The organism is Arthrobacter sp. P1_B3 (assembly GCF_056406615.1).
The window spans coordinates 417,263-430,865 of record NZ_JBFTZV010000005.1 but is presented as its reverse complement, the minus strand read 5'-3'; the positions used below and the strand labels follow the sequence as shown (position 1 = coordinate 430,865).

The 13,603-nt window shown below is 67.4% G+C and carries 12 protein-coding genes and 1 tRNA gene; 10 read left to right on the top strand and 3 right to left on the bottom strand.

Annotated features, from left to right (window positions below; translation table 11 throughout):
• Positions 1-34 precede the first annotated feature (34 nt).
• The 10 genes from AC1D2F_RS08620 to AC1D2F_RS08575 all read left to right on the top strand — a co-directional run bounded on the left by AC1D2F_RS08620 (position 35) and on the right by AC1D2F_RS08575 (position 10,436).
• Positions 35-619: a MazG nucleotide pyrophosphohydrolase domain-containing protein gene (locus AC1D2F_RS08620; RefSeq protein WP_229992936.1), complete on the top strand. Its 585-nt coding sequence runs from the start codon at positions 35-37 to the stop codon at positions 617-619.
• A gap of 185 nt (positions 620-804) precedes the next feature.
• The gene (eno, locus tag AC1D2F_RS08615; protein WP_104172754.1) at positions 805-2,085 is read left to right on the top strand and encodes a phosphopyruvate hydratase; all 1,281 of its coding nucleotides are present in this window, start codon (positions 805-807) and stop codon (positions 2,083-2,085) included.
• Between the two features lie 86 nt (positions 2,086-2,171).
• The gene (locus AC1D2F_RS08610) at positions 2,172-2,945 is read left to right on the top strand and encodes an FtsB family cell division protein (protein WP_229992894.1); all 774 of its coding nucleotides are present in this window, start codon (positions 2,172-2,174) and stop codon (positions 2,943-2,945) included.
• 165 nt (positions 2,946-3,110) lie between these two features.
• A complete protein-coding gene (locus AC1D2F_RS08605; RefSeq protein ID WP_229992935.1) occupies positions 3,111-3,782 on the top strand; it encodes a DUF501 domain-containing protein in 672 nt (223 codons plus the stop codon).
• Entirely contained in the window at positions 3,779-4,762 is a 984-nt protein-coding gene (locus tag AC1D2F_RS08600) for a Ppx/GppA phosphatase family protein (RefSeq protein WP_229992893.1), read from the top strand. Before AC1D2F_RS08605 ends, AC1D2F_RS08600 begins: the two co-directional genes overlap by 4 nt.
• Positions 4,763-4,827: 65 nt before the next feature.
• Positions 4,828-6,222, top strand: a complete 1,395-nt coding sequence (locus AC1D2F_RS08595) for a S8 family serine peptidase (protein WP_229992892.1) — start codon at positions 4,828-4,830, stop codon at positions 6,220-6,222.
• A gap of 38 nt (positions 6,223-6,260) precedes the next feature.
• The gene (locus AC1D2F_RS08590; protein WP_229992891.1) at positions 6,261-7,724 is read left to right on the top strand and encodes an NAD(P)/FAD-dependent oxidoreductase; all 1,464 of its coding nucleotides are present in this window, start codon (positions 6,261-6,263) and stop codon (positions 7,722-7,724) included.
• Between the two features lie 124 nt (positions 7,725-7,848).
• Complete coding sequence (locus tag AC1D2F_RS08585; RefSeq protein ID WP_229992890.1) at positions 7,849-8,793, top strand: N-acetyltransferase; 945 nt, start codon at positions 7,849-7,851, stop codon at positions 8,791-8,793.
• 32 nt (positions 8,794-8,825) lie between these two features.
• Positions 8,826-8,899: transfer RNA gene (locus tag AC1D2F_RS08580), tRNA-Leu, on the top strand.
• Between the two features lie 187 nt (positions 8,900-9,086).
• Positions 9,087-10,436, top strand: coding sequence for an ABC transporter substrate-binding protein (locus tag AC1D2F_RS08575; protein WP_229992889.1), 1,350 nt, complete (start codon positions 9,087-9,089; stop codon positions 10,434-10,436).
• Between the two features lie 342 nt (positions 10,437-10,778).
• On the opposite strand, the gene AC1D2F_RS08570 is transcribed toward AC1D2F_RS08575, so the two are convergent.
• The 3 genes from AC1D2F_RS08570 to AC1D2F_RS08560 are packed head-to-tail and all read right to left on the bottom strand — an operon-like array spanning position 10,779 to position 13,596.
• The gene (locus AC1D2F_RS08570) at positions 10,779-11,552 is read right to left on the bottom strand and encodes an ABC transporter ATP-binding protein (RefSeq protein ID WP_229992888.1); all 774 of its coding nucleotides are present in this window, start codon (positions 11,550-11,552) and stop codon (positions 10,779-10,781) included.
• Positions 11,549-12,631: an ABC transporter ATP-binding protein gene (locus AC1D2F_RS08565; RefSeq protein WP_229992887.1), complete on the bottom strand. Its 1,083-nt coding sequence runs from the start codon at positions 12,629-12,631 to the stop codon at positions 11,549-11,551. Before AC1D2F_RS08565 ends, AC1D2F_RS08570 begins: the two co-directional genes overlap by 4 nt.
• A complete protein-coding gene (locus AC1D2F_RS08560; protein ID WP_229992886.1) occupies positions 12,628-13,596 on the bottom strand; it encodes a branched-chain amino acid ABC transporter permease in 969 nt (322 codons plus the stop codon). The genes AC1D2F_RS08565 and AC1D2F_RS08560 overlap by 4 nt, the downstream gene beginning before the upstream one ends.
• Positions 13,597-13,603: the final 7 nt, after the last annotated feature.

The window sequence follows — 13,603 nt, the reverse complement described above, 5'->3', positions numbered from 1 at the left end:
TTGCATTAGCGAGCTGCGCGCCCACTGCCCCTGGATGGGTGCCCTTACCCACGAATCCCTTGTGGAGTACCTCCTGGAGGAGGCCTATGAGGTCGCGGAGACCATCGAGACGGCCGGCGGCGACGCCGAACTGAAGTCCGAGCTGGGCGATGTGCTGCTTCAGGTGGTCCTGCACGCCCGGCTCGCCGAGGAACGCGGCGCCTTTGACCTCGACGACGTCGCCCGCGCACTGATGGCCAAGATGATCCGGCGCAACCCGCACGTCTTCAGGCCCGACGGCTCGCTGCAGGATTCCTTCCCGGCAACGGTGGAGGAGATCGTCCTGAAATGGGATGCCGTCAAGAAGGCCGAGAAACCCGAACACGGCCACGTCTTCGACGGCGTTCCCGCCGCGCTGCCGGCCCTTGCCCGGGCCCAAAAGCTCCTGGACCGGGCCGAACGCGCGAACCTGGCGGCGGACACGGGCGGCGCCGCCGTCGAGATCCCGGCCACCGAGACGGAACTCGGCGACCTGCTGTTCGGGATCGTGGCGGGTGCCCGGGCCGGCGGGCTCGACGCCGAGCGCGCCCTCCGCGGAGCCCTCCGCCGTTTCCAGGACAGCAACGGCTCAAGGCCGTAGGCACAGCAGCGCCGGCACCATAGCGCCGGCATCATGACGTCCGGGGTTTGGATAGGTTTCCGTAACCTCCGCCACTCTCGACTACGCTAGTAGCGACGACGACGTCGGCTTTTCATACTTGGTGTACAGCCAGAGTCCAAGCAGTCAGATTCCCTGCAGATCGCTTCACCCAAAGGAGCATATCCATGGCGCTTATCGATGCCATCCACGCCCGCGAGATCCTCGATTCCCGTGGCAACCCGACCGTAGAAGTTGAAGTACTGCTCTCGGACGGCCAGATCGGCCGCGCAGCAGTTCCCTCCGGCGCTTCCACCGGCGAGCACGAGGCCGTAGAACTCCGTGACGGCGACAAGGGCCGCTACCTCGGCAAGGGCGTCCAGAAGGCGGTCGACGCGGTCATCGACCAGATCGCCCCGGCCCTGACCGGTTTCGATGCGACTGACCAGCGCAGCATCGACCAGGCCATGATCGACCTCGATGGCACCGCCAACAAGGGCAAGCTCGGCGCCAACGCCATCCTGGGTGTCTCCCTGGCCGTGGCCAACGCTGCGGCCGCCTCCGCAGACCTGCCGCTGTACAAGTACCTCGGCGGCCCCAACGCGCACGTCCTGCCCGTGCCGCTGATGAATATCCTCAACGGCGGCTCGCACGCCGACTCCGACGTGGACATCCAGGAATTCATGATTGTCCCGATCGGCGCCGAGACCTTCTCCGAGGGCCTGCGCTGGGGTGTCGAGGTCTACCACAACCTCAAGTCCGTCCTGCAGGCCAAGGGCCTGTCCACCGGCCTGGGCGATGAGGGCGGCTTCGCGCCGAACCTGCCGTCCAACCGTGCCGCACTGGACCTGATCCAGGAAGCCATCAAGAACGCCGGCTACACCCCGGGCAAGGACATCGCCCTGGCCCTGGACGTCGCCTCCTCCGAGTTCTTCAAGGACGGCGCCTACCAGTTCGAAGGCAAGGCACTTTCCGCCACCGAGATGAGCGCCTACTACGCCGAGCTCGTGGCCGACTACCCGCTGGTTTCCATCGAGGACCCGCTGGACGAGAACGACTGGGAAGGCTGGAAGACCCTCACCGACTCCATCGGCGACAAGGTCCAGCTCGTGGGCGATGACCTCTTCGTCACCAACCCGGCGATCCTGCAGCGCGGCATCGACACCAAGACCGCGAACTCGCTGCTCGTCAAGGTCAACCAGATCGGCTCCCTGACCGAGACGCTGGACGCCGTGTCACTGGCCCAGCGCGCCGGTTACACCACCATCACCTCGCACCGCTCCGGCGAAACCGAGGACACCACCATTGCTGACATCTCCGTTGCCACCAACGCGGGACAGATCAAGACCGGTGCCCCGGCCCGCTCCGAGCGCGTTGCCAAGTACAACCAGCTGCTGCGCATCGAAGAGGAACTCGACGACGCCGCACGGTACGCCGGACGCAGCGCCTTCCCGCGTTTCAAGGGCTAGTTAGCCGCGAAAACCGGTAACCGGTGGCTATGGTTGAAAGACCATGGCCACCGGTTCTGTTTTTGGTCCGCTTTTGAAGGAGTGACATGGCTACCCGACGCCCCAATGTTCCCCGGGCTACGCCTGCGGCCGCCAAACCCGCGGGCACAGGCTTGGGGGCGGCAGACGACGGCGGCGAAGTCATCCAGGCGGACTTTGGCGGCTCCCGCAGCGCCGCTCCGACGCCGGCCGCGCCCTCCGGCGCTTCGCCTGCCTCTCCACGTGCGGCTGCCCCCGCAGCGGGCAAGGCAGCCGCCAACGGTTCCGGCGCCGCAGCTCCCGCCGCCGGCAAACGCCGGCCTGCAGCAGCACCTGGAACAACACCAGCAGCATCCGCCGCGAAACCGGCAACCCGGCCGGCACCCGGGAAGGCTGGCGGCAAGGCCACGGGCCGGACAGCCGCAGGGGGTGCGGACGAATCCCTCGACCCGGTGCCCGCCAAGGCGTTCTCGGGCCGGCTGCTTGCGCTCGGCGTCGTGATGATTGCCATCACCATCCTGCTGGCCCCCACGGTCAAGATCTTCCTCGACAAACGCGCCGAAATCGCGGCGCTGCAGGCCGACATCGCGGCCAAGCAAACCAAGCAGGAGGACCTCAAACGCCAGGTTTCGCGGTGGCAGGATCCCAACTACGTGAAACAGCAGGCCCGCGACCGCATTAACATGGTTATGCCCGGAGAGACGGGCTACTGGGTATTCGGCAGCGATCTTCCTGCCGCACAGTCCAGTGGCACGGCGGGTGCAGCATCAGCACAAGACCCGGCCAACCTGCCGTGGGTGGACTCCCTCTGGGAGTCCATCAGGCGATCGGCAACAGACTAGAAGCGGCGCCCGCCGCCGGGATTGTCCCGCGGACAATCCGGAACAGGGCAGGAAGGTGCCACTCCCGTGGACGAGAACCGAGTGGACCAGAACCGAACGGACGAGAACGACGGCGCCCCGACGTCGGCGCCACGGCACAGGGCAAGCGTCCCGGAGGCCTCCCGCGTGCCGTCGCCGCACGACCTCGAGGTCCTGAGCCGCCAGCTGGGCCGGCCCGTGCGCGACGTCGTCGAAATCCCGGCCCGCTGCGTCTGCGGTAACCCGCTCGTGGCTGCCACCTCGCCGCGGCTCAGCAACGGTACGCCGTTCCCCACCACGTTCTACCTCACGCACCCGGTGATCACCTCGGCGGTATCGCGGCTGGAGGCCGCCGGGCTGATGAACGAAATGAACGACCGGCTCGCCGCGGACACCGGGCTCGCGGACCGGTACCGTGCCGCCCACGAGGCATACCTGGTCTCCCGTGCCGAGATCGGCGCGCGCTCCGGCATCGGTGCCGTTCCGGAAATCGACGGCGTCTCGGCCGGCGGAATGCCGACGCGCGTCAAATGCCTTCACGTCCTCGTGGGGCACTCGCTGGCCGCGGGCCCGGGAGTGAACCCGCTCGGGGACGAGTCGATCGCCGCCATCGCCGAATGGTGGACCGTGGACCGCTGCTACTGCGACGGCGCCTGGGACACCGGCGGCGAGGCCCCGTCCCGGGACCTCAGCCGCCATGGTCCGCAAGGCCTGCCGGAGATCGTGGGCCGGCCCGCGCCGGTCCGCAAGTCCCGCGGCGCCGCCGACGCCGGCGCTGCTGAGAATGCCGGCGCCGCCGGCACGGGGGAGTCCAGATGACCCGGGTCGCGGCCATCGACTGCGGCACCAACTCGATCCGCCTACTCATCGCAGATGCGAACGCAGATGCGAACCCAGATGCTGGCGCAGGCGGCGCAACCGGGCAGCCCACACCGCGGCTGACCGACATCGTGCGGGAAATGCGCGTGGTCCGGCTGGGCCAGGGCGTGGACTCTACGGGTGAACTGGCCCAGGAAGCGCTTGAGCGCACCTTCGCCGCGACCCGGGACTACGCCGCCCTCATCCGCGAGCACGGCGCAGCCAAAGTGCGCTTCGTGGCCACCTCCGCCACCCGCGATGCCAGCAACCGGCAGGTCTTCGTCGACGGCATCCGCGCCATCCTCGGCGTCGAGCCCGAGGTGATCACCGGAGACGAGGAAGCCGCGCTGTCCTTCGCCGGCGCCAGCAGCGTCCTGCCCTCCCGCGGGGAGGACCCCGTGCTGGTGGTCGACCTCGGCGGCGGAAGCACGGAGTTTGTGCTGGGCGACGCCGGCGGCGTCATCGCCGCCCGCTCGGTCGACGTCGGCTGCGTCCGGATGACCGAACGGCACCTGCGCAGCGATCCGCCCACGCCGGAGCAGATCGCAGCGGCCGAGGCCGACGTCGACGCCGCCATCAGCGAGGCGGCACGGACCGTTCCGCTGGAACGCGCCACCGTCGTCGTCGGCGTGGCCGGTTCCGTCACCACCATCACGGCGCACGCGCTGCGCCTGCCGGAGTATTCGCCGGCCGCGATCCACGGCACCGAACTGGACCTGGACGCGGTCCGGAAGGCATGCACCGAGCTGCTCGAAATGACCCGGGAGGAGCGGGCCGCGCTGCCGTACATGCACCCAGGGCGGGTGGATGTGATCGGCGCCGGCGGCCTCGTTTGGCGGCGGATCCTGCAACGCCTGGCCGATGTCACGGGCGGGCGCATCACCACGGCCGTGAGCAGTGAACACGATATTCTTGACGGAATTGCCCTCAGCATCCGATGATCCCGCCCCAGCAGTTGTGCCTCCGCGCGCGCCTTGCCGCTGGTGCATCCGCCGATAGGACCTGAATGACCAGAGCAACAGCCCGGCGCCGCCGGACCGCCTCCGCGTTGATGGCCTTGGCCCTTGCCGGCGGAGCGTCTACGGCGGCGCTGACCTTGGCCGCGCCCGCCTACGCCGACTCCTGGCGGGATAAGGAATACTGGCTCGCCGAGTCCGGCATCACCAAAGCCTGGGACGTATCCAAGGGAGCCGGCGTCAAAGTCGCCGTGATTGACAGCGGCATCGACGGCCAGCATCTGGACCTCGCTGGCGTGCTTGCCGGCGGCACCGACATCTCCGGCGCCGGCAATCCCAACGGCCAGGCGAGCATCGGGGCCAAACCCGAACACGGCACCTTAGTGGCCACCATGCTCGCCGGGCGCGGGCATCAGGCGCCCGACGCGACCGCCAAACCAACTGCCAGCGCCGCACCCGGGGCTGTAGTTGGCCCGGACGGGATCGTCGGCGTCGCCCCGGAAGCCCAGCTGCTGTCCGTTTCCACCTGGCTGGGTTCCGCCAACCCGGGCGGCAAGAGCGACCAGGACCAGATCCCGGAGGCAGTGCGCTGGGCGGTCGACAACGGCGCCCGCGTCATCAACATCTCCCTCGGCAGCACGTCACCGGAATGGCCGCAGAGCTGGGACGCGGCCTTCCTCTACGCCGAACAGAAGGACGTCGTGATCGTCGCCGCCGCGGGCAACCGCGTGGGCGGCAACGTCCAGGTCGGCGCGCCGGCCACGATTCCCGGCGTCCTGACGGTCGCCGGTCTGGACCGCGCCGGCGCGGCCAGTATCGACTCCTCCTCCCAGGGCATCAGCATCGGCGTCGCCGCTCCCGCCGAGGACCTGGCCGGCGGCATGCCCGGCGGCGGCTATGCCGAGTGGGCGGGCACCTCCGGGGCCACACCCATCGTTTCCGGCGTCGCTGCCCTGATCCGCTCCAAATGGCCCGAAATGTCCGCGAGCCAGGTCATCAACAGGATCGTGAGCACGGCCAAGGACGCCGGGGCGCCCGGGAAGGATCCGCTTTACGGCTTCGGGGTGCTGAACGCCGAGGCCGCCCTCAAGGCCGATGTCCCGGAAACCAAGGTCAATCCGCTGGGGTCGATTTCGGACTGGATCCGCGTCCACCGGCGGGGAAACCTCGCCACGACAGCACCGGCGGCGGCGGCCGCGCCCTCCAGCGCTGTCCCCACCCTGCCCGAGGCGACCGTGCCGGTCGCGGAGAAGCCGTCCCAGCTGAACAGCGCCCTGCCGGCCGTCGTCGTCCTGGGCTTCGGCTGCCTGCTCGTGGGAATCGTAGTGGCCGCTGCCGTCCAGTTGCGGGCCGCCATGCGAACGCCGCCGAAGCGCGGGCCCGGTGGTCCGGCCAAGGCCGAACCCGGGGCCGCCAACCCGGTGGACTCCAGCAACCCGTCGTAGTTAGTGAAGGTTTTCACAAACTACTGTATTCTTGACGCATGGCATCCTCCCTTCAGCTCCAGGACCGTCCCCGGGTACTCGTCGTCGGCGGCGGGTACGTCGGCCTGTATGTAGCCCTTAAACTTCAGAAAAAGATCGCGAATGCTGGTGGCATTGTCACCCTCGTGGATCCGCTGCCCTACATGACCTACCAGCCCTTCCTGCCGGAAGTTGCCGGCGGCAACATCGAGGCGCGCCACGCAGTCGTCTCGCACCGCCAGCACCTGAAGCAGACGGAGCTCATCCAGGGCCGCGTCACCTCAATCGACCACGCCAACCGCACGGCAGTGGTCGCACCCTCCGACGGCGGCGACACCTTCGAGGTGCCGTACTTCGACGTCGTCCTGGCCGCCGGCGCCATCACCCGCACGTTCCCCATCAAGGGCCTCGCGGAAAAGGGCATCGGCCTGAAGACCATCGAAGAGGCTGTCGCCCTGCGCAACAAGGTTCTCGAGCGCATCGAGACCGGCTCCCTCATGACGGACCCCGTTGAGCGCGCCCGCGCCCTGACGTTCGTCGTCGTCGGCGGCGGCTTCGCCGGCATCGAGTGCATCACCGAAATGGAAGACCTCGCCCGCGCCGCGGTCAAGAACAACCCGCGCGTCAAGCAGGAGGAAGTCCGCTTCGTCCTGGTCGAGGCCATGGGCCGCATCATGCCCGAGGTCACGGCACCGCAGGCCGTATGGGTGGTCGAACACCTCCGCAGCCGCGGCATCGAGGTCCTGCTGAACACCTCCCTCGACAACGCCGAGGGTTCCCTGAAGCTCATCAACCTCCCGGACAAGAGCCCGGCCCAGGAATTCGAGACTGACACCCTGGTCTGGACTGCCGGCGTGCAGGCTAACCCGATGGTCCGCTCCACCGACTTCCCGCTCGAGCCGCGCGGCCGCGTCCGCGTCCTGGCCGACCTGCGCATCGCAGGCGACGAGGGCATCATCGACAACGCCTGGGCTGCCGGCGATGTCGCTGCCGTCCCCGACCTCACGGGCAGCGGCCTGCCGGACGGCACCTGCGTGCCGAACGCCCAGCACGCCCTGCGCCAGTCCAAGCGCCTGGCCAAGAACCTGTGGGCCTCCCGCTGGGACAAGCCGCTCAAGGACTACAAGCACAAGAACCTCGGCGCCGTCGCCGGCTTCGGCGAATGGAAGGGCGTGGCCAACATCAACCTGGTTGGCCGCATCGGCCTCAAGGGCCCGCTGGCCTGGCTGGCACACCGTGGCTACCACGGCATGGCCATCCCCACCGTGGAGCGCAAGATCCGCGTGATCTCCGGCTGGCTGTGGGCCTTCTTCCTGGGCCGCGACACCACGCAGCTGATGGACCTGGACAACCCGCGCGGCGCCTTCGTGGCCGCAGCGACGCCGGCCCCGAAGCCGGCCGCTGCTCCGGAACCCGCCAAGGCCGAAGCCAAGCCTGAAGCCAAAAACGACACCAAGGAAGCTGTTCCGGCCGACTCCAAGTAGCCTGATCCGAGCTTTCGGCGGCGGCTGTTCCCCTCCGGGGGAGCAGCCGCCGTTTTCGTTGCCGGAAGCCGCGGGGGCGCCGGGAAGGGGCAGGTGCGCAGGGCCCCGCGCCTAGACTGGCTCCATGACAGCTGAAAAGGACCTGCACACCCTCCTGGCCACCATGCACCCCGAACTGCGCGAGGGCGACTACGTCTACGCCCTGTGGCCGCACGGCAGACCCCTGGCCGGGGCAATCGCGGCTGCCGTCCGCGAGGCGGAAGGGCTGACCGTTGTGCTGCCGCGGGACGAAGCAGACAGCCTGGGGCTCTCCTACGACTTCGTCGCAGCGTGGATTACGCTCCAGGTGCACTCGTCGCTTGAGGCGATCGGCCTGACGGCAGCCGTCAGCGCCGCCCTGACCGAGGCGAAGATCAGCTGCAACGTCCTGGCCGGCTTCCACCATGACCACCTGCTGGTCCCCGTGGCCGACGCCGACCGTGCTCTGGAGATTCTGCACGAACTGGTCGCAGACCATGGGGAGCACAAGCCGGCACCGGACCTCGTGTTGCGCAGCGAGGAACCGGCGGACCGCCCGGCCATCCTCGCCCTGACAGCCGCCGCGTTTGCCATTTCACCCGTCACGGGGCATCACGTGGACGGCGAACCCGAAGAGGTGAAGCTGCTGGCCCAGCTGTTCGAGAGCCAGGAATACCTCCCCGAGTTCAGCGTCGTTGCCGAACTCAACGGCGAAATCGTGGGGCACGTGATCAGTACCCGCGGCTGGGTGGGCGAACTGGAGCTGCTCGGGCTCGGGCCGATCGGGGTGGTGCCCCGGCTGCAGCGCCACGGCATCGGCACCGCGCTCATGAACGAAACCGTGGCGCGGGCCAACGCCGCGGGGGAGCGGGGGATCGCGCTGCTGGGCAGCCCCGACTACTACTCCCGCTTCGGCTTTGTACCGTCCACATCGCTCGGGGTGGCACCACCGGAGGCCGGCTGGGGCGCGCACTTCCAGCTGCTGCCGCTCGCCGTCTGGCCCGGCGGCGTCAGCGGCACCTTCCGCTACGCCGGCCCTTTTTCGGGCTGATCCGTCCGGCGACGGGATACCATTGACCGGGCGCCCCAGTAGCCCAATTGGCAGAGGCAGCGGACTTAAAATCCGCGTGTTGTGGGTTCGAGTCCCACCTGGGGCACTTTGCTGCGCGCCGCCCAGAAACCGCCGCGTAACCCTCCAGATTTCCTCTATGCAACGAGTGTTATAAGGATGTGACCGTAGTCACTTATTTTCACGTCGAAATTGCACTAGCTTGAAGTGGAATCAGGAACACCTGATCTTTCGCGTCAAAGGCCGTTCGCACCTTTAGATCGAGGAGCTTGTACATGACTTCACTCCCCCAGGTTGCGCCCCGCATCGCTAAGCTCACAGTGCTTAGCCTCGGCGTCGCCCTTCTGGCTACGGCTTGCGGTGGTTCACCCGCCCCGAGTTCGACGGGATCCAGCTCAGCCGCGGCCGCGGGCATCGCGTGCCCGGCACCCAGCGCCACCGGCGCCGGCACCAGCGCTGCCGGCGAAACGGGCACCGTGCCCGCTTCTGCCACCACCACCCCCACGCCCCTGAAGATCGGCTCGCTCCTGCCGACGACAGGTTCGCTGGCCTTCCTCGGCCCGCCCGAAATTGCCGGTGTTAACCTCGGCATCAAGGAGGTCAACGACGCCGGCGGCGTCCTGGGCAAGCCTGTCGAGGTCATCCACCGTGACTCCGGCGACACCAAGACCGACATCGCCACCCAGTCCACCACGGCACTGCTCGGACAGGGCGTCAGCGCCATCGTCGGCGCCGCCTCCTCGGGTGTCTCAAAGACCGTGATCAACCAGATCACCGGTGCAGGCGTCGTCCAGTTCTCCCCGGCCAACACCTCGCCGGACTTCACCGCGTGGGATGACAAGGGCCTCTACTGGCGCACCGCCCCCTCGGACGTGCTCCAGGGCAAGGTCCTCGGCAACTACATGGCCACCTGTGGCGCCCAGACGGTCGGCATGATCGTCCTGAACGACGCCTACGGAACCGGCCTTGCAAAGAACGTCCAGGCCGCTTTCGAGGCAGCCGGCGGCAAGGTTGTTGCCCAGGAGCTCTTCAATGAGGGCGATTCCCAGTTCAGCAGCCAGGTGGACAAGGTTCTGGCCGCCAAGCCGGACGCCATTGCCCTGATCACCTTCGACCAGGCCAAGAGCATCGTTCCGCTGATGACGGGCAAGGGCGTCAAGCCGACCCAGATCTTCATGGTGGACGGCAACATGTCCGACTACAGCAAGGACTTCCAGCCGGGAACCCTCAAGGGCGCCCAGGGCACCATCCCGGGCACCTTCGCCAAGGAGGACTTCAAGAAGCAGCTCCTGGCGATCGACCCGGCGCTGAAGGACTACAGCTACGCGGGTGAGTCCTACGATGCCGTGAACCTGGTCGCACTGGCTGCCGAGGCCGCCAAGAGCACCAAGGGCACTGACATCGCGGCCCAGCTCAAGGCAGTCTCTGAAGGCGGCGAGAAGTGCAACACCTTCCCCACCTGCGTCACCCTGCTCCGCAACGGTAAGGACATCGACTACGACGGCCAGTCCGGCCCCGTGTCGTTCTCCGACGCCGGCGACCCCACGGAAGCCTACATCGGCATCTACGAGTACCAGGATGACAACACCTACAAGCCGGCCAAGGAAGAATTCGGCAAGCTGTAAGCCGCTTCCCACCGACACGCAAAAGACCCCCGTCCAGTCCGGACGGGGGTCTTTTGCGTGCGGGGGAGTGGGGGCGGAGCGGCAGGGCGGGCCAAGGCGCCACGCGCAGCAGGCTTCGAGGGGTGCCGGGGCGCCCGACGGCGGGAACCCGCCTCAGCCCGCCGTGTGCCCGCGCAAGACTCTGCGCCGCGTGACGCCGTCGTCGTTCTGCCGGGAGGACAGGCGCCGAGCAAGTGGCTGCGGAGGCGCCCGGACTGTACCAAGCGCCCAGGACTACCCCGGGGCACGCAGAAGGGCCGCCACCGGCTGGTGACGGCCCCTGCGGGAATACTGCCCGAAGCGCTATTCCACAGTGTCTGCGAGCGTTCCCAGGTAGAGCTGGATGACCTTGGGATCCTTCATGAGTTCCCGGCCCGTACCCGTGTACGCGTCCTTGCCCTGGTCCAGCACGTAGCCGCGGTCGCAGATCTGCAGGCAGCGGCGCGCGTTTTGCTCCACCATGATGACTGAGACGCCGGCCCGGTTGATCTCGTGGACCCGGAGGAAGGTCTCATCCTGCTTGACAGGGGAGAGGCCCGCAGAGGGCTCATCGAGCAGCAGCACGGCCGGGTCCATCATGAGGGCCCGTCCCATGGCGACCATCTGGCGTTCGCCGCCGGAGAGCGAGCCGGCCCGCTGGGCGCGCCGCTTGCCGAGCTCCGGGAACAGCTCGGTGACGAAGTCGAACCGTTGGGCGAAGTCCTTGGGCCGCTGGAACATGCCCATCTGCAGGTTTTCCTCGATGGTCAGGGCCGCGAACACGTTGTTGTTCTGCGGAACGAAGCCGACACCCTTGCTGACGAGCTTGTTGGCCTTGAGCCCGGTGATGTCCTGCCCGCGGACCACTACCGAGCCGGAGTGGACTTTGACCAGGCCGAACATGGCCTTCAACAGCGTGGATTTGCCGGCGCCGTTGGGGCCGATGATGCCGATCAGCTCACCCTTGCGGGCTTCGATGCTGCAGCCGTTGAGGATATTGACGCCGGGGATGTAGCCGGCCACCAGATCGGTGACCTTCACGACCGAGTCGCCGTCGAAGGCGGGCTGGGCGGCCGGTGCCGCGCTGGTGGCGCTCATTCTGTGTCCTTCTCTGTGCGGTTCGGCTCTTCGGCGCGGTTCGGCTCGCCGGCGCTGCGGCGGCCACGCGTCGTCCCGTTCTTCGCCGCTTCCTCCGCCTCAGTGGCGAGGACGTCGGCGGAGATGATGCCGGCGTTTTCAGTGCCGACAATCGACTCCTCGTCGGCGACCAGTTCCGCGGCCAGTTCCTTGATGCCCTCCGCATCGCCCAGATCCACGTCGTGATGGGCGCCGAGGTAGGCGTCGATCACGGCGGGGTTCTTCATGACTTCGGCGGGAGGCCCTTCGGCCACGATCTTGCCTTCTGCCATCACGACCACCCAATCGGCGATGTGGCGGACCATGTTCATGTCGTGCTCGACGAACAAGACGGTCATGCCCTCGGCCTTGAGGTTCTTGATGTGGTCCAGCAGAGACTGCGTCAGCGCCGGGTTGACGCCGGCCATCGGCTCGTCGAGCATGACCAGCTTGGGCCGGACCATGAGGGACCGGGCCATTTCCAGCAGCTTCCGCTGCCCGCCGGACAGCGACGCTGCGTAGTCGTCCTTCTTGGCGTCCAGCTTGAACTTCTCCAGCAGCACGTTGGCTTCCTGGGTGATCTTCTTTTCCTGGCCGCCCCAGATGCCCTTGAACAAGGCTTTGGACAGCCGTTCGCCGGACTGGCTGGAGGCGCCGAGGCGCATGTTCTCCAGGACTGTGAGCTTGCCCATGACCTTGGTGAGCTGGAACGTGCGTACCATTCCCATGCGGGCAACCTTGTACGAGGAGACGCCGGCGATGTTGTTGCCCTCGAACTGCCATGTACCCGAGTTCGGGGTGTCGAATCCCGTGAGGAGGTTGAACAACGTGGTCTTGCCGGCGCCGTTGGGGCCGATCAGTGCAGTGATCTTGTGCCGCGGGATCTCGAGGTACTGGACGTCGACGGCGTTGATGCCGCCGAAGCTGCGGGTGACGTTTTCCGCCACCACGATCGGATCACGCTTCTTGCAGCCGGGCGCGATCTCTCCGGCAGCGATCGGACGGGTGTCCGTCATGTAGTCGATGCTCTCTGCGCGCGACTCTTCGCTTGGATTGCTCATGCGAATGCCAGCTCCTTCTTATTGCCGAGAACGCCCTGGGGCCTGAAGATCATCAGCAGCATGAGCGCCACGCCGACCAGGATATAGCGCAGCTGCCCGGCCTGGACCGTGTTCAGCCACGTGATGGTGCCGGACTCGATCAGGCCGTAGAGGATGCCCTGGGTGAGCGAGAGCACCACCCAGAAGATCATGGCGCCGACCACCGGGCCGAGCACGGTGCCGAGGCCGCCGAGCAGCAGGCAGGTGTAGAGGAAGAACGTCAGTTCCGTGCCGTAGTTGGCCGGCTGCACCGCGCCGCGGGGAATCGTGAAGATCATGCCTGCCAGGGCACCGAGCGCGCCGCCGATGATCAGGGACTGCATCTTGTAGGCGTAAACGTTCTTGCCGAGCGAGCGGACGGCGTTCTCGTCCTCGCGGATGCCCTTGAGGACCCGGCCCCAGGGGCTTCGCATCAGCAGCCAGACAATGACGCAGAAGATGGCCACGACTGCCCAGGCGACCACCCGGATGAAGAAGTCGCGGTTGTTCATGCCGATGTAGGTGCCCGGCGGGAAGGGGTTCATGGCGTAGAAATCGCCCTCGAAGGCGGCCAGGCCGTTGGCCGAGCCGGTGATGGCGGTCAGCTGGTTGGTCGTGACGATGTAGCGCACGATTTCGGCCGCCGCGATGGTCACGATGGCCAGGTAGTCCGCCCGGAGCCGCAGCGTCGGGATGCCCAGCAAGAGGGCGAAGATGGCGGAGCAGACGACGGCGATGAGCAGTCCGATGAAGAACGGCACATGGAACGTCAGGGTGGAGATGGCGAAGCCGTAGGCCCCCACTGCCATGAAGCCTGCTTGGCCGAAGTTGAGCAGGCCGGTGTAGCCGAAGTGGACCGCGAGGCCGAGGGTGGCCAGGGCGTAGGCAGCTGTCGTCGGGCTGAAAAGCTCGCCGGCGGCGCTGGAAAATATGAATCCGAAATCCATGGCTGTC

Excerpts from the sequence above, each read along its gene's own strand:
- AC1D2F_RS08575 (WP_229992889.1), top strand. The coding sequence starts at position 9,087 with ATGACTTCACTCCCCCAGGTTGCGCCCCGCATCGCTAAGCTCACAGTG.
- AC1D2F_RS08590 (WP_229992891.1), top strand. The coding sequence starts at position 6,261 with ATGGCATCCTCCCTTCAGCTCCAGGACCGTCCCCGGGTACTCGTCGTC.
- eno (WP_104172754.1), top strand. The coding sequence starts at position 805 with ATGGCGCTTATCGATGCCATCCACGCCCGCGAGATCCTCGATTCCCGT.
- AC1D2F_RS08600 (WP_229992893.1), top strand. The coding sequence starts at position 3,779 with ATGACCCGGGTCGCGGCCATCGACTGCGGCACCAACTCGATCCGCCTA.
- AC1D2F_RS08595 (WP_229992892.1), top strand. The coding sequence starts at position 4,828 with ATGACCAGAGCAACAGCCCGGCGCCGCCGGACCGCCTCCGCGTTGATG.
- AC1D2F_RS08610 (WP_229992894.1), top strand. The coding sequence starts at position 2,172 with ATGGCTACCCGACGCCCCAATGTTCCCCGGGCTACGCCTGCGGCCGCC.
- AC1D2F_RS08570 (WP_229992888.1), bottom strand. The coding sequence starts at position 11,552 with ATGAGCGCCACCAGCGCGGCACCGGCCGCCCAGCCCGCCTTCGACGGC.
- AC1D2F_RS08620 (WP_229992936.1), top strand. The coding sequence starts at position 35 with ATGGGTGCCCTTACCCACGAATCCCTTGTGGAGTACCTCCTGGAGGAG.
- AC1D2F_RS08560 (WP_229992886.1), bottom strand. The coding sequence starts at position 13,596 with ATGGATTTCGGATTCATATTTTCCAGCGCCGCCGGCGAGCTTTTCAGC.
- AC1D2F_RS08585 (WP_229992890.1), top strand. The coding sequence starts at position 7,849 with ATGACAGCTGAAAAGGACCTGCACACCCTCCTGGCCACCATGCACCCC.
- AC1D2F_RS08565 (WP_229992887.1), bottom strand. The coding sequence starts at position 12,631 with ATGAGCAATCCAAGCGAAGAGTCGCGCGCAGAGAGCATCGACTACATG.